The 15955-nt window shown below is 37.8% G+C and carries 15 protein-coding genes, 1 pseudogene and 1 other annotated feature; of the genes and pseudogenes, 8 read left to right on the forward strand and 8 right to left on the reverse strand.

From position 1 onward, the window contains the following. The first annotated feature begins 85 nt into the window (after positions 1–85). The 3 genes from MHB51_RS13450 (at position 86) to MHB51_RS13460 (ending at position 1904) form a co-directional block, all read left to right on the forward strand. Positions 86–622, forward strand: a complete 537-nt coding sequence (locus MHB51_RS13450; protein WP_342558357.1) for a GrpB family protein — start codon at positions 86–88, stop codon at positions 620–622. After that, positions 623–1147 (forward strand): GNAT family protein, encoded by a 525-nt coding sequence (locus tag MHB51_RS13455; RefSeq protein ID WP_342558358.1) that lies wholly within the window; start codon positions 623–625, stop codon positions 1145–1147. A gap of 352 nt (positions 1148–1499) precedes the next feature. After that, positions 1500–1904 (forward strand): GNAT family N-acetyltransferase, encoded by a 405-nt coding sequence (locus tag MHB51_RS13460; RefSeq protein WP_066165441.1) that lies wholly within the window; start codon positions 1500–1502, stop codon positions 1902–1904. A 374-nt stretch (positions 1905–2278) separates the two neighbouring features. On the opposite strand, the pseudogene MHB51_RS13465 reads toward MHB51_RS13460, so the two are convergent. Then, positions 2279–2506: pseudogene (locus MHB51_RS13465) on the reverse strand (diguanylate cyclase); the annotation flags it as partial. Positions 2507–2749: 243 nt separating this feature from the next. Between MHB51_RS13465 and MHB51_RS13470 the strand changes: the two are divergent. Both MHB51_RS13470 and MHB51_RS13475 read left to right on the forward strand, forming a co-directional pair. Next, positions 2750–3121, forward strand: a complete 372-nt coding sequence (locus MHB51_RS13470; protein ID WP_342558359.1) for an iron chaperone — start codon at positions 2750–2752, stop codon at positions 3119–3121. Between the two features lie 197 nt (positions 3122–3318). Further along, positions 3319–5052, forward strand: a complete 1734-nt coding sequence (locus tag MHB51_RS13475) for a methyl-accepting chemotaxis protein (protein ID WP_342558360.1) — start codon at positions 3319–3321, stop codon at positions 5050–5052. A 158-nt stretch (positions 5053–5210) separates the two neighbouring features. On the opposite strand, the gene ileS is transcribed toward MHB51_RS13475, so the two are convergent. Further along, positions 5211–8279 (reverse strand): isoleucine--tRNA ligase, encoded by a 3069-nt coding sequence (gene ileS / locus MHB51_RS13480; RefSeq protein WP_342558361.1) that lies wholly within the window; start codon positions 8277–8279, stop codon positions 5211–5213. 58 nt (positions 8280–8337) lie between these two features. Continuing rightward, positions 8338–8573: a binding site (T-box leader), on the reverse strand. Between the two features lie 411 nt (positions 8574–8984). Here ileS and MHB51_RS13485 point away from each other — a divergent pair. Further along, positions 8985–9128 carry a hypothetical protein gene (locus tag MHB51_RS13485; RefSeq protein ID WP_161485106.1) on the forward strand — a complete coding sequence of 48 codons (144 nt, stop codon included), beginning with the start codon at positions 8985–8987 and terminating at the stop codon, positions 9126–9128. 176 nt (positions 9129–9304) lie between these two features. Here MHB51_RS13485 and MHB51_RS13490 read toward each other — a convergent pair whose 3' ends face one another. The 5 genes from MHB51_RS13490 to MHB51_RS13510 all read right to left on the reverse strand — a co-directional run bounded on the left by MHB51_RS13490 (position 9305) and on the right by MHB51_RS13510 (position 13319). Next, positions 9305–9454 carry a hypothetical protein gene (locus MHB51_RS13490; protein WP_342558362.1) on the reverse strand — a complete coding sequence of 50 codons (150 nt, stop codon included), beginning with the start codon at positions 9452–9454 and terminating at the stop codon, positions 9305–9307. A 151-nt stretch (positions 9455–9605) separates the two neighbouring features. Further along, positions 9606–10445, reverse strand: coding sequence for a YitT family protein (locus MHB51_RS13495; protein ID WP_066169434.1), 840 nt, complete (start codon positions 10443–10445; stop codon positions 9606–9608). Between the two features lie 65 nt (positions 10446–10510). Continuing rightward, entirely contained in the window at positions 10511–11200 is a 690-nt protein-coding gene (locus MHB51_RS13500) for a diphthine--ammonia ligase (RefSeq protein WP_107943419.1), read from the reverse strand. A gap of 242 nt (positions 11201–11442) precedes the next feature. Next, positions 11443–12819 carry an MATE family efflux transporter gene (locus MHB51_RS13505; protein ID WP_066169430.1) on the reverse strand — a complete coding sequence of 459 codons (1377 nt, stop codon included), beginning with the start codon at positions 12817–12819 and terminating at the stop codon, positions 11443–11445. Positions 12820–12839: 20 nt separating this feature from the next. Beyond that, positions 12840–13319: a DUF6530 family protein gene (locus MHB51_RS13510; RefSeq protein ID WP_066169428.1), complete on the reverse strand. Its 480-nt coding sequence runs from the start codon at positions 13317–13319 to the stop codon at positions 12840–12842. A 264-nt stretch (positions 13320–13583) separates the two neighbouring features. Here MHB51_RS13510 and MHB51_RS13515 point away from each other — a divergent pair, with 264 nt between their 5' ends. Next, positions 13584–13886, forward strand: a complete 303-nt coding sequence (locus MHB51_RS13515; protein ID WP_342558363.1) for a hypothetical protein — start codon at positions 13584–13586, stop codon at positions 13884–13886. Between the two features lie 235 nt (positions 13887–14121). Here MHB51_RS13515 and MHB51_RS13520 read toward each other — a convergent pair whose 3' ends face one another. Beyond that, positions 14122–15054, reverse strand: coding sequence for a bile acid:sodium symporter family protein (locus tag MHB51_RS13520; protein ID WP_066169424.1), 933 nt, complete (start codon positions 15052–15054; stop codon positions 14122–14124). A gap of 100 nt (positions 15055–15154) precedes the next feature. On the opposite strand from MHB51_RS13520, the gene MHB51_RS13525 reads away from it, so the two are divergent. Further along, the gene (locus MHB51_RS13525; RefSeq protein WP_342558364.1) at positions 15155–15610 is read left to right on the forward strand and encodes a GNAT family N-acetyltransferase; all 456 of its coding nucleotides are present in this window, start codon (positions 15155–15157) and stop codon (positions 15608–15610) included. The last annotated feature ends 345 nt before the right edge of the window (positions 15611–15955 follow it).

Raw genomic sequence — 15955 nt, forward strand, 5'->3', positions numbered from 1 at the left:
TTTATTATACCATAAATCTCCATATATTAATAGACTAGTATATTTTCAAAAATGCTTTAGCTTTATTAATAGGGAGGGGTGTAGGATGAATATAGGTTTGCGAAATGATGAAGTCATACTCGTTCCTTATGAGGAAATATGGCGAACAGAATTTGAGAAAACAAGAGAAGAATTAGTAGCATTGACCAATTTAAAGAGCCATCAGATTGAGCATATTGGCAGTACGTCAATTGAAGGGATACGAGCAAAGCCAATCATTGACCTTTTAGTTGGCGTAGGTGATTTGGCATATCTAGAAAAGCCATTTTTCAAAGCTTTAATGCAGGCAGGCTTTTATAGATTGCGTGTAGAGCGACCCGACGAAATTGTATGTGCGAAGTTTATGGATGATACATTTCAAATAAAGACACATTTTATTCATATTGTCCAATATGAGGGAGAGAAATGGCAAGAGCTCTTATTTTTCAGAAATTATTTAAGAGCAAACGAAGAGGCAAAAAAGCATTATGAAGAGCTAAAGCAATCTTTTTTTGTGACGGGTTTACAAGGCATTGCAGCTTACACGGATTATAAAGAGGATTTTGTAAGGTCTATTTTAGCCAGGAGAGGCGAGGAAAGCTGAATGGAATTAACAATATTTAACGGAGAGACAGAAGACTTAGTTCAGTTGCTAACTGGAAATGAATGGCCCTATCATGCAGATTTAGAGGTTGATGCGAACGCAGTGAGAAAAGCTATTAAAAAGGGCTATTATGCAGACCGGCGTGAAACATTTTGGATTATTGAAGCTGGAGAAAAAATGGGTATTCTTATTATTAATGATATTAATGATACTATTCCGTTATTCGATATTCGTTTGGCTGCAAAAGCGCGTGGTAAAGGGCTTGGTGTGAAAGCGTTAAAATGGTTACAAAACTACCTATTCGGTGAAAAAAGTAAAATCCGCATCGAAGGTTATACACGAGCGGATAATATCGCAATGCGAAAAAGCTTCACAAAAGCGGGCTTTGTGAAGGAAGGCTATTTACGCAATGCTTGGGAAAATGCGGATGGTACAATCTCAGATACAGTTTTATATGGGGCAATCTATGAGGACTGGAAAGCAGAACTAGTAACTCCTATTAAAATGAATGAAGTGCCATATTAGAGAATGCCAAGCTCTAGTAGTATAATATATACTCAGGCGTATTGAGTATGGAAATGCTGTTTATTAGTCAGCGTGTTCTATTAGGGGAAATTCCTTTTATTGGGCTTACACCTGTTGATTGAAGTGGAGGGGGCGACTCCATCGAGATTAAAGGTAGGGAGGCTAAAATCGTGTTGGTCTCGGGTTGAAAATCCATTTATTTCGGCGAATGCCGAAATAAATTAGTTGAAGCTGCACCCGGAGGGAAGGCGTCCCTCGCAATGGAAATTAACAGGTTATTGAGCAATACCTGTAAAATAAGGCATAATCAACACGCCTGATATATATTAATAAAAAAATAGGGGATGAGACGATGCAAATTTTACATACTACACCTACTGTTGATGAGTTTTTAACATTGCGGAAGCTAGCGGGAATGGGACCACGTGACCGAGAGCATGTGCAAGCGGGTTTAAATAATAGCTGTTTTTCTGTTATTCTTCGTAAGGATGATGGTGAATTGATAGGTATGGGGCGAGTTATTGGAGATGGAGGTACAGCCTATGTAGTTGTAGATATCGCCGTTCATCCAGACGAACAAGGAAAAGGGCTTGGGAAGATGATTATGACGGAAATTAAGCATTATTTAGATACTGAAATTAGCAAGCAGGCCTTTGTTTCATTAATTGCGGATGTACCGGCGCATAAGCTTTATGAAAAGTTTGGTTTTGTGGAAACAGCGCCAAAATCAATTGCAATGGCTTATATACGTAAATAATCAAATAGTTATGGGACTGTCCAAAAAGCCGTGCATAGCAGGCGTTTTGGACAGTCGCGATTGTGTTTCACCAAAATATTTACTCAAAAAAAATAGAGATAATATCTTTTGAAAGTGTGATGAACACTGGCTTTAGCGATGTTATCCTTTAGTAAAAGAGAAGCGATGAAAATCTTGATTTCAATGCTTTGTCAAAACAAAATGGACTTTTCGGACAGCCTAATCACCATTTCCTATGCAACAGCGCTAGTTATGATAAAGTGAAACTTCAATCCGTGTGGGTTTTTCTCATCCCCACGGATTGTTAGTTGAACTAATCGGGCTTTTACGGGCAGTTCAATCTCCGACTTATCCTATGCGTATTTTCACTTACGTCATGAAATGGGAGGCTTACTGCCCGTTAATGCGGGATAAAAAGTGAAATGACCTCGACCGTTTTTCTTCACGATATATAATGCTTCATCTGCTTGCTGTAATAAGGATTTTAAGGAATCTACTTCATTCACAAGCGTTAAACCAATGCTGAAGCTTAAATGAATCATATCGTTATCATTTTCTACAGTAAGAGCGCTTAAATCTCTATGCAGTGTTTCAGCAAAACCTTCAAGTCGTTTTTGTTTTTATTTGAACAAATGAGTAAAAATTCGTCCCCGCCATAGCGAGCAACAATAGCTTTTTTTTTGCAATGCGAATGTTTTTAACCTAGAGCCAATCATTCCTAAAGGCATTTAATCACCTACGTAAATGGTATTTCCTATATTATACTGTAAAACAAATCGGTGGAATGTATTTTCGATATGAATATTGTTAAAATAAATATAAACTTTTTAGAGGAGGAAAATAGGATGGAAACTTTTGCACCATATTTGGAGAAAATCGAAGATGCACAGCAGCGCCATCGGGTGAAGGAAGTATTGTCATGGGTAGCAACAACATTTCCGAATCTAGGGAAGAAAATTGCTTGGAATCAGCCGATGTTTACAGACCATGATACATTTATTCTTGGCTTTAGTATCGCAAAGCATCATATGGCAATTAGCCCTGAAAAAGAGGGGATTATTCAATTTTCTGCTGCGATTAAAGAGGCGGGCTATACGCATACAGATAATTTATGGCGCATTAAGTGGGAGCAGCCGGTAGATTATGCGCTATTAGAAAAAATAATTGATTATAATATTGCAGATAAAGCAGATTGTGCTACATTTTGGAGAAAATGATAAGAAAAGAAGAATGGTGTCTTTATGACACTATTCTTTTTTTAATTCAAAAGACTCATATAATTTAACTAAAATAGGGAAAATAGCTGGTCGTAAAGTCTGGTAAGTGATAGGCTAATTATTGGAGGGATATCTGAATTATTTTCAGCTTCAAACTCGAAGCTCACAATATTGAAGTACATATAAGGGGTGATGCTATGTTAGGGACTATTCAAAAAAAGATAACATTCTATTTTTCTATTATTGTGCTAATTTTAGCTATAGTAATTTCGTGGACGGTGCATAAGTCCTCTATGCAATTAATTGAGCAATCTTTAAGCAATGTGGCAATGACCATTGCTCAGCAGTCATTAGGTCAAATGGATATTGAAAAATATGAACGGGAAATTAAAGTGGGGGCAGCAGAACAGGATTTAGTCTACTACTATGAGTTACGAGAAGAATTTAATCATTATCGCCTATCTACTGGTCTAGAATATTTATACACAATGGGGCGTCAACAGACAAATGGGGGATATGATTATTTTTATGTAGTAGATGGCTTACCAGTAGGAGATGAAAACGAATCTTGGCTAGGTGAAAAAGAAGAGAGTCCAGAAATACTTCCACAGCTTGAGCAAGCTTTTAATACGGGAGAAATACAAGTAGAAATGACGAATGAAGAAAATTATGGTGCGCTCGTTTCCGCGTATGTTCCAATTAAATCAAATTCAGGTGAAATCATTGGTGTTGTGGGAGCAGATTTAGATGCCACAACCGTTTATTCAGAAATGGAGAAGCAAAAAAGGAGCTTAATTCTTTTTGCTATTGTTGCACTCTTAATAAGCATAGCGATTATTTCCGTATTAAGTACTTATCTTGTATCGCCACTAAAAAAACTTTTGATGCAAGTACATAAAGTGGGGGAGGGCGATTTGTCTACAACCTTTTCCACAAATCGCTCGGATGAAATCGGAATATTGACAGGAGCATTTCAAAAGTCAACGGATAGCTTGAAGCAAGTAATTCAAGGTATTTCCCAGCACTCTTCAGCACTTGTTAAAATGTCGAACGAGCAATTAAGTAGCACAGAGGAAATTAAACAAGGAAATGATATAGTGGCGAAAACGATGATTGAATTAGCATCAGGCTCGGAGGAGAAGGCGGTAGCTACTGTGAAAATAGCCGAGACGATGCAAGATTTTGCAAGGCAAATTGAGCAAACGAGTTATCAAGGAAATGCTTTAAATAAGAAATCAGAAAGTATTATGGCTTTAACAAATGAAGGGCTTGGGCAAATTACTGAGACCGAGCAATATGTTTCCCTTTTATATAAAGGTGTAGAGAAATCAGTACAGCAAGTAAAGATGTTAGACCATCATGCTAAAGATATTTCCAGCTTAGTACTTGTCATTGAGAGAATTGCAGAACAAACGAATTTATTAGCTTTAAATGCGGCTATTGAAGCAGCACGTGCTGGTGAGCATGGAAAAGGCTTTGCCATTGTCGCAGATGAAGTGCGCAAATTGGCGGAGGAAGTGAAAAAATCGGTCGGTGACATCGTCGGTATTGTTGGGGGAATTCAGCAGGAATCAAGCGAAGTTGCAAAAGAGTTAGAGTTAGGCTATGAGCAGGCAAGTAAAGGCACAACGACTTTGAGAGAAACAGGGGAAATCTTTACGAATATACATTTAGCAGTAAAGCAAATGCAGCTGCAAATACAGGATATTACAGTAGAATTAGAGCGAATTTCGGAGCGCAGCAATAGCGTCCACGATGCTATTGGCAATGTGGCAGCTGTCACAGAGGAAGCCCAAGCTGGCATTGAGGATACATCAAATCTCGTACAAAAATCAACAGCCGCAATGCAAGAGATAGTTCACAACTCTAAGGAGCTAACGAAAATCGCAGCACAGTTAAATGAATTAACTGAGAGATTTAAGGTGGAGTAACCTTTGATGAAACATCACCTAAAGCGTCCCAAAAGCAGGTAATCTCTGCCTTGGGGACGCTCTCATATATTAACAGAAAGAAAAGTGTCATTTTAAAAGGTTGTAAACACTGATTTTAAAGCCTTTTAATTCAATCTTAAACTTACACCTTCAGTTGTTTAAATCAATTTCATACTGAAGTGCAGTTCCTCTTGTGCAAACATATAATTAAATGCAGATGAATTATTTAAAGCTCTCTCGAATTGAATATCCATTACTAATATGTTTGCTCTGAGCAATGCTTCAAATTGCTGGAGCATTTCTTGCTGCTCAGATGAACAGGCAATTGTTAAATAAATATATTGTTCAATTGGATAGTTTAGCTTTTTGCGTTGGTCTTGAATATAACGAATAAAGTCGCGAACATATCCTTCGGCAATTAAATCCTTCGTCAAATGTGTATAGAGCAACACTTGTAACGTGCCATCTTCTGCTAAAACATAGTCATCTTTGACAACGGACTCGATTAAAAGATGCGACTGCTCCAATTTAACTGCTTCGTCAGCAAGTTGAACCGTTAAATGTCCATTACATAGTAAACTATTTTTTTCTTCGACTGGCATTGTTTCTACATAGGACTTCACTGCATTGACCTGCATGCCAAATGCAGCACCGGCTGTTTTAAAATTCAGCTTCAAGGTTTTTTCCACGAATGCTTCTGTAGAATATAGCCATTGCACTTTTTTAATATTAAGCTCATCTTGAATGATGGTGTTATACTTACTTAGATTTTCTGGCGAGCAAATGATGATTTCAGCTAAAGGTTGTTTTACCTTTAAGTTTTTGGCATTGCGGATACTGCGTCCTAGTTCAACGATTTGAACGATAGTAGCCATTTCCTTTTCAAGCACTACATTGATATAGGCTTCTGTGACAGCTGGATAGTCCTGTAAATGCACACTTGCATTGTTGTGCATTTGCATATAAATATGCTCTGCGATAAATGGCGTGAAAGGTGCGAGCAGTTTACACACTTCACTTAACACCGTGTGCAATGTATTGAAAGCAGCTCTTTTATCGTCAGAAAAACCAGAAGCCCAAAAGCGTTGGCGCGACCTGCGTACATACCAATTACTCACGTCGTCCATCAATTTAGCTATTTCCCGACAACCTTGCGTAAATTGATAATCATCCATAGATATCGTAACTTTTGCAATTGTCGTATGCAGTCGGGACATAATCCATTCATCTAATAATGTCGGTGTACCTTTTTGTGAGGCATCAAATATAAACTGGTCAATACTTGTATAAAGCTGATAAAAGTTAAACGTATTTTCTAGCGTATCTAATAGTTTAGATTTTGCCTCCTGCACAATTTTTGTAGAAAAGCGCTTTGGATTCCACGGTGAGCTATCTACTAATAATGCCCAGCGTAATGCATCTGCACCATAAATGTTCATTAGGTCTATCGGGTCTAGTGCATTGCCTTTGCTTTTCGACATTTTTTGTCCATGCTCATCTAATACATGCCCTAATGAAAGAACATTTTTATATGGTGCTTGCCCTTTGTACAGTGCAGATACAGCAAGTAAGCTATAGAAAAAGCCGCGTGTTTGGTCGATGCCCTCTATTACGACATCCGCAGGGAATTGCTGCTGGAACTCCTCTTGCTCAAAAGGATAATGATGTTGCGCAAAAGGCATCGAGCCACTATCGAACCATACATCAATAACCTCTGGTGTACGTTGCATTGTTTCATGGCATTTTGGACAATGACAAAGAACATTGTCGATATACGGCTTATGCAAATCTTCAGGCAACGGCTGTTGTGCTAGTTTTTCTAATGCTGCAACACTTTCAGGCGCTTCCTCATGCCCGCATGCTGTACAAATCCAAACGTTTAAAGGTGTGCCCCAATAACGATTGCGGCTAATATTCCAGTCCACTACATTTTCGAGAAATTTACCGAAGCGACCCTCTTTAATATGGTCAGGATACCAAGTCACTGTTGCATTGTTAGCAAGCAATTGCTCTTTTAGTGCAGACATTTGAATGAACCAGCTATCTGTTGCGTAATAGAGCAACGGCGAATCACAGCGCCAGCAATGCGGGTAGCTATGGTCGTATTTTTCTTTATGGAATAATAAATCCTTAGCAGCTAACAGCTTGATTATGTCGACATCACAATCTTTGACAAAGCGACCTGCTAAATCTGTTATTTCGTTTGTATAGCAGCCTTGTAAGTCCACTATATTGATAAAGGATAAGTCATTTAGCTTCACTGTTTGGTAATCATCCTCACCATGCGCTGGAGCGATATGCACAACACCTGTACCGCTCGTTTCTGTTACATAATCAGCCATTACAACAATATGCCCATGCTCAACGGAAACATAGTCAAAGGGTGGTTTGTAGGCTACACCTTCGAATTCAGTCCCTTTATGTTCGCTTACAATCGTTGCATTTTCGCCTAGTACAGTGAGTGCAAGTGATTTTGCTACGATGAAAATATCTCCATCAAGCCGTGCCTTCACATATGTTAAAGAAGGATTCATTGCAAGCACAACATTGGCTGGCAATGTCCAAGGAGTTGTCGTCCAACCTAAAAAAATTTCATTTGAATCAACACATTGAAATTTAACGGTTGCAGATAAATCTTTCACATCTTTATAGCCTTGTGCAACCTCATGGGAGCTCAAAGATGTTTGACAGCTAGGGCAGTATGGCGATACACGATGTCCTTTATAAAGTAAATTATCTTGATGAACTTTGCTCAGTATATGCCAAACGCTTTCGATATAGCGATTATCTAATGTCACATAAGGTTCATCCATATCAACCCAATAACCTAATTGCTCTGTAAAGGAGCGCCAAATTTTCTCATACGTAAAGACACTCTCTCTACATTTTTGTACAAACGGTTCGATACCATATGCTTCGATTTCTTGCTTGCCTGAAATAGCGAGCTGCTTTTCCACACCCAATTCTACAGGGAGACCATGTGTGTCCCAGCCTGCTTTACGCTCGACTAAAAAACCTTGCATTGTTTTATAGCGCGCGACTACATCTTTTACTGTGCGACCTAGCGCATGCCCTACATGTGGTAGTCCATTGGCTGTAGGGGGTCCTTCGTAAAATACGAAGGAATCGCGATTTTTGCGGTTTTCAATAGACTTTTCAAAAACATGTTCAGCTTGCCAATGGAGGCGAATTCTTTCTTCTCTTTGCTGCAATGTTTCTTTTCCCATTCCAATTCCTCCTATACCTATTTTTGTATAAAAGGCATACAAAAAACTCGTCCCTAAGTAAAGGGACGAGTTAACTCGCGATACCACCCTAATTCTATTGAACAATCCAATAGCACTTAGCAACGTACAATCATACGTGTTCTTTTTAACGGTAGACACCCGGGCTTGCTTACTCATTTCAGCGTGCCTTCTCAGAGAGGATTTTCATGTAACAATTGAACACTGACTTTCATCAAGGCGTCAGCTTTCTGTAGAACAATACGAAACATTACTCTTTCTCGTCAACGAATTTGTATGCTTTTATTACGTGTTACTTTAATGGATTTTTAAAATAATGTCAAATCACTTTCTTTAAAAGAAATATCTAAAAATACTTGAGATAATGAAGAATGTTAACATTCCAAGGAAAAAAATAATAATGTTTTTTGCCATATTTCGTATTCCCTTCTATAAGTGCTGAAATCAGGTGTAGATAAGCTGCATTGATAATGGCAATAAACGCATATCAACACTGCGAATATAGAAAGTACGATAAAATTATAACGTAATATCATATGTGGTCTTTAATGTAGCATAAAAATCTCCTCTATTTCTACTAATTATTTGTTACTATTTCTGAGTTCCTCCAAATACTATTTTTATAAGTGCCATACAGAGGTTATAAAGTACAACAAATGGGAAACGCTAGTAATGGAGGTGATGACAATGGAGAAAAAGCACGAAAATAAAAAAGCACAGCGAGAGGAATTCGGGCAAGACTTAAGCCCTGATGATTTAGATACCCGCAATAAAGAGGATATGACAAAGGAGCAAATAAAAAACACAGCAGTACCAAAAGTTGAACGATAAGATATTTTCCTACTGAATAAGAACGATAAAAAGCCGAACTATAAATGAAGCCAAATTGAAGGTTTCAATTAATAGTTCGGTTTTTCTAAGGACTGAAAATCTTTTGACCTAGCTTCTTTGTACTTTTTGTTCTTTATCATATCTTTAAATCCTTGTTCCTTCACTGTACGTCTTACTTAAAAAAATAGATACTTAATAACGCTACCAATAATTAAAAGTATAAGGAGATAGAAAAAACCCTTAAAGGTAAAACCCGTAACCATATTTTTCTCTGGAACCCAATGTATTTCTTCTTTTTCTCTCCTACTCTTTTCGTTTTCCCTCATGAAAATCCTCCTTTTCCTAAAAATGATAAATAACTATCTACCTGTATAGTGTAATGAATTTAATCTATGTTTTCAAATCTTCAAAGCAACTTAAAAAAACAACAAAAGCGCCCAATAAGCCGGCTAATTGCACGGCTTGTTGGGCGCCAATTCAAGACTTGGAGAGCTCGATAAAGCCTTCTCCAAACACATCTCGTACATCATGAATGGCGATAAATGCATCTTTGTCAGCTTCTTTTACGATGTTTTTCAGCTTAATAATTTCCTGTCTGCTAATAATAATATAGAGCACTTCCTTTTGCTCTTTTGTGTAATAACCGTGCCCAGATAGGACGGTTACACCACGATTCATTTTATAAGTGACTTTATCCGCGATTGCATGGGGATTTTTGGAGATAATCGTTACTGCTTTTTTCGTGTTTGTTCCCTCAATCACAAATTCCATCACCTTTGTCCCGATATAGAGCATCATAATTGTCATCATAAGTGCTTCAGCACCGATAATAAAGTAAGAAGAGAATGCGACAATTAAATCAAAAAATAACAGCCCATAGCTAATATTCCAGCCTAAAAATTTATTCGTTATTCTCGCTAAAATAGTTGTACCAGCCGTTGTCCCACCAACACGAATAATTAAACCAATTCCGACACCTACAAATACGCCACCGAATATCGCGTTGATAATAATTTCATCGGATTGAATTGTCCATGACTCTGTAAGATGTAAAAATAGTGAAATAAACGTAACAGCGATAACTGTATAAATCGTTGTTTGTCTGCTCAGAAATTTGTATCCAACAAGCAATAAAATCCCATTAAGTACAAAGCTGACGATACTAGGAGACCATTGAAATAAATAATACAGGATAATCGTAACACCTGTTACGCCACCTTCCCCTAATTCGTTTGGAATGACAAATAAATTGATTGCAAGCGCAAATAGAAACGCTCCGAACATCATAATTAAAATATCAATTACTAATTTTTTCATTTTTGCACCACCGTTTGCGGGTATAATTTTTCTTTCTTACATACTATAACAATTTTTCGAAAGTATCACTCAAGTAATTGTAGAGGGAGGAAGCAATAATCACCATCATGCACAACTTTTCCTTGTTTAATTGCAAGCGGCTGTTTAAAAATTGGTCCATCAATAACAGTTGTATGAAATTCCCCACCTTCTCCACAAGGGTCAATGCCGCGTTCCTTTAATTCTTGTACATACTCATATGTTAAAACTTTCCCTAAATCATTCTCTTGCATACCGAGAGATATATTAACTGTTGTAATAATTGTTTTAAAGCCTAAGTCAATAAAGCGTTCGACTACTTCTGAATGGTCGGTTTCCCATAAAGGCATTCCAAGCTTTAAGCCTGCGATATTTGCGACTTTTTCGTGCCAACAGCCATGCTCAGGCATATCAAGGTCGCCAGTTACAAGGGCTTCCGCTCCTAAAGTTTTCATTTTTTTCAGCATGTCAATAAAGATTGCCTCATATTGTGTCCAGCTTGCAGCAGCAAAATGAATCGGTAAGCCGATTGCTTCCGCCTGTGCTTTTATGAAATCAACCGTCATCGCGTGTGAGCGAGAGCGAGTGCCATCTTCCTCAAGCACGATGATTAAGCCTATCGCTTGTCCTGTTTTCATAGCCTCATACAAAGCTAATGTACTATCTTTTCCCCCACTAAAAGAGGCGACAAACTTCTGTCCTTCAGCCCCTGTTTTCCACTTTTTTGTGTTTGCCATAGTATGTATCCCCTTTGTTTTGTCTATATGGTTATTTTAGCATGATTGCCGTGTGTTTATTGGCATTTGCTGTTATCTCGGGTTCAATTTCCACTAATTTTTTCAACAATACGGAAACCCCGACAGTCTAATCTATCGGGGTTTCACTCGGTACTGTATCCTTTTAGCTAATGTCAGTATAGCATTTGTTACTCGTTTTTTAAAGTAGGCTTCTTTCGTCCTTAATTCAAAGGAGACATTCTTTATTCACCAAGCATCGCCTTCAGTGTACGCTTTTGCCATCCTAATTTGAAATAAGCATATTGCAGGATGAAATGGACGCAGAATGTAATAGGGTAGGCAATCCATACGCCATTCAATTCAAACACTGTGTAATGCGATAAATAGAATGCTACAGGCACTTCCACTAACCAAATTGTTAGTACGAGGAAAATCGTCGGCCATAAGACGACACCTGTTGCGCGCATCGTTGCGGAAACCGTTTGGGTATGACCGAATATTAAATAGCTCCAAAATGTAATCATTAAATAGTTTTTCGCAATATCGACCGTATCCGTTGAAGTGATAAAGAGTGATAAAATTGGCTCTGCAAATATATAGGTTAGTAAAATTACAGCTCCACCTAAAATATAGTTAATTTTCACACTAATACTGCGGATTTTTTTTATCATTTCAGTAGAGCTCGCACCTAATGCTTGAGCAACGAAAACTGATGTAGCAATGGCGATACTCATAGCTGGGACTTGGGCATAGCCTGCTATTTGATTGACAACACCATAGGCTGCAGTTGCACTTGAGCCGTAGGCATTCACGAAGCCGATAACGGCAATTTCAGCAACTGAAATAGCAACCATGCTAATACTTGCTGGAATTGCTAGCTTAAACAGTGAAATTAAAATATCCTTTTTCAATTTAAAATGCTGTAAAACAGACTTATCTAAACGTAAAATATGATTCTTTTTATGCAAATAAGCAAGTAGCAAAATCATCGTTACTAAATTTGATAGTACTGCGGCATATGCAGCACCATTCAAGCCGAAAGCAGGTAAACCAAACCAACCAAAAATAAGTGGTGGCAGGAAGGCAATGTTAAATACAACGCTCGTTACTAAAAAGACAAAGGGCGTTTTGGAGTCGCCAACACCACGAATAAATGTTGTATAGGTCATATACCAAAACATAATTGGCAGTGTAAAGAATAAAATTTTCGCATAGCTAACACTCATATCTAAAATATTTGCAGGTGTTTGCATAAAGCGCAAAATCCATTCGATGAAAAAGGCGCCAAAAAGAGCTACTGCAATTGACAAAATCGTTGTAAAGGCTAGTGTAACGCCGACAACCTCTTTCATTTTTTCATGATTGCCCGCACCGAATGTTTGCCCAACTAAAATAGAGCTACCTGAGCCGATGCCGATGGCGAAGGCCATTAAAAAGAAGAAAAATGGAAAGAAGGCTGCAATTGCCGCTAATGCATCATCACCTAAATTGCGTCCAACGATAAACATTGCAGCGACCTGACCTAGTGATTGCAGCACATTCGCTAGCATGACAGGAATTAAGAATTTTAAAAATGCTTTTCTAAGCTGTTGGTCATTTTGTAATAATTGTTCGTTCATTTCAATATCCTCATAAGGCACTAATAGCCCATTTCTTTTAAAATACGCGACAGCGTTCGTAAACGCTCGCCAATAAGCTCCCCATCATCACTTAAAGCTTGATTGAAAAGCTTAATATCTTCATTAATTTGTTCATTCTCTGTGCATACTTCTACGGTCATCGCGTCACCTTGAAGGCCAACACGCTTAATAACTGGGTTGGTCTCATCGTATAAATTTTCATAGCGATAAGCATCTTTAAAATGGAGCTGAGCCTCACAAACTAAAATAGCGAGGTCGAGCACGCGGTGTAAAGGCAATTCCTCTGACTGACGTGACCATTTGCCACCTGTGTGACGCCATACCTTTGCTGAAATATCCACTTTCCCGCGGTCATTCCATTGTGCTAAACCGAGTGACAAGCCTTGCGCATCCGTTTTATAGGCTGTACGTCCATCGATATTTGCATAGTTTTCAGCAACAAGAACAGGTTTATGTTTCAAATGTGTAGGAATTTTCATTGTTATTACTTCCTTTCGGTTTTTATTTAGTAATTTACTAAATTACTTGCTTAGTAAAAATAACATTAGCTAAATGAAAAGTCAATCAATTATAATTAGAGCTCTAAAATCAAATAACTAATCTAGGTTCGGTTGAGTTTTCTGCGACATGCAATGGTGATAAATGTAATTTTATACGGAAACCCTGTCGCTGCAAAATTGATTATGGAACTCTTGCCACTAATGGGCGTCACTATTCGTAAGTAAAGGGAGGAGATGGAAGGGATGATAGAGCTTTTAAATATAGGAAGTCTTTTACTTGGTTTAGCTGCTTGGCTGCTTCCGTTTGGTGTATTGTTACGACCTCAAACGAATCCAGCCATATGGATAATTTTTAGTTTTGTTGCGTGTGCCATAGCTATTGCTTTTCAAATTTTCTATACACAGCATGTAGTACAGGTAGAGGATTGGGCTGCCTTAATGGATACGATGGATGCAGTCGCTTTTGCGACGAAGTCATTGTTAATTGTAACGATTGTATTGAATATATGTGTATGGTTAGTGCAACGTAGGAGAATAATTGCTTAGAATTATCGACTAATATTGGGGCTGTCCAAAAAGCTGTGCATAGCCGGCATTTTGGACAGGCGCGATGATGTTTCGTAAAATGTTGATTCATATAAGCAGAGAACGCCTCTTTTAAAAATGGAATGAACATGGGCTTTAGCAGCGTTATCCTTCAGTAAAAGGAAAGCGATGAAAACATTGATTTCAATGTGGTAGCAAAACAAAATGGACTTTTCGGACAACTTCTTTTGAAGTATTATGAGGAAGGCTTAGGAACAATTTTACTTACAACAGATGCTAAAACTTGCTGAAATAGCATGCCGAATACAACAGGCATTGCTACTTTAGCTGGGAAGTAAGTTGTTGCAATCACGACACCTAAAGAAATATTGCGCATGCCGCCTGTAAAGACGAAGGTCGTTATTTGCTCACTGTTTTTTAAAAAATAACGCCCGATAAGCAGTGTGAAAATATAGCCACATATAGCGATAATTAGCACCAAGCTTATCACAAGAGCTAGTTCCATATTGATATTTTTTAAATAAGGGGCAATCGTGCTGCTATTAATCATAATTACTGCAAATAAAGCGAGCTTAGTAAAAGGTGCTAATTTACCTGATATTTTTCGCGGAATTTGTCCTTTTGATAGCTCGTTTACTATAATACCGAGCACTGTCGGAAGCACAATCATAAAGGATAGGCTCGTCATTAATGATGATAACTGGAGCTCCACTTTTTCTCCCGATACGGCGAATAATAAGAATGGCATAATAATAGGTGCAAGCAATGTATCAATAAGAACAATTGATAAGCCTAAAGGGACATTGCCTTTGCAAATAGTAATCCAAATCATGCTTGTGACACCTGTGGGCACTGCGACAGACAATACAAAGCCAATAATTAACAAATGGTCATTAAATAGAATCGAAGATAAAAAATAAGCCCATAAAGGCATCAAAATATGTAAAAAAGCAATGGCTGTTAGGATGACAACAGGGTGTTTTATGAAAATGGTGAAATCTTTATATTTCATTCGTAAACTACCTGCAAACGTCATAAAAGCAAAAAGCCAAACAACAAGAAAAAGTAGATGATGTAAAATATTTTCAAGCAATACACCAATTACTAGGCTAAGTGGTGTTAAAATAGCGATATAGCGTTGAAGAAATATATTTAATTTTTCTAGCACAAATAAGACCTTCTTTAAATTTAGATTTATCCCGCATCAACTGCCCGTAAAAACCCTACTGATTGAATATTCACTTTATTGTAGCATAGTTGTTTTTAAGATGAAAATAGAGGTGAAGCATATGCAGATTGAAATCATTGAAGGTGTACCATATAAGTATTTAAAGCAATTACAGACGCTTCATGCCCATGTTTTTGAAGGAGCAGCGTTGCCGTTAGCGAAATTGGAAGGTAAGGAAGGATTATTGTGTTTATTTATGATGGAAGATGCCCAAATGATTGGCTTTAAACTCGGTTATATCCATCCGGACCGAGTCTTTTATAGCTGGTTAGGTGGTGTGCATGAAGGTCAGCGAGGACGTGGTATTGCTAGTAAATTAATGATACGACAGCATGAGGAAGTACAAAAACGCGGCTTTCAAAAAGTTCGTACATATGGGCGCAATAATCGCAAGGCGATGCTGATAACAAATATTAAGCACGATTTTGATATTATCTCGACGTTTGTTGACGCAAAAGGCAGACATAAAATTATTTTTGAAAAGTCGCTATTCTAGCAAGGAAATGTCTGAAAAGCAGTGCTTTAGCCCACTTTATGGATGCCTCCACTATTTTTGAAGAAAACCTAAAAATTGTATTGACATTTTGTTTTTTCATGTTAAATTAATTCTATAAGATTAGTTGGTTTTTAAAAATCGAATCTAAAAATGCTTTTGCAGCAAAGCAAAAGCGCAACATATTGCAGTAGCTCACTAGACAAACTAGAGGCCACTCTTTAGGAAAGAAGTATTTCTTTTCTATGGAGTGGCCTTTTTGCTTCAAGATGAAAAAGCATTTGGAGTGGCTAGGTGTGAAAGTAGCTATTTTCAGGGGATATCAATAAATAGTTAGAAAAGGAGAAT

Origin of the sequence: Metasolibacillus sp. FSL K6-0083 (genome assembly GCF_038630865.1) — a bacterium.
Classification (GTDB): Bacteria; Bacillota; Bacilli; order Bacillales_A; family Planococcaceae; genus Metasolibacillus; species Metasolibacillus fluoroglycofenilyticus.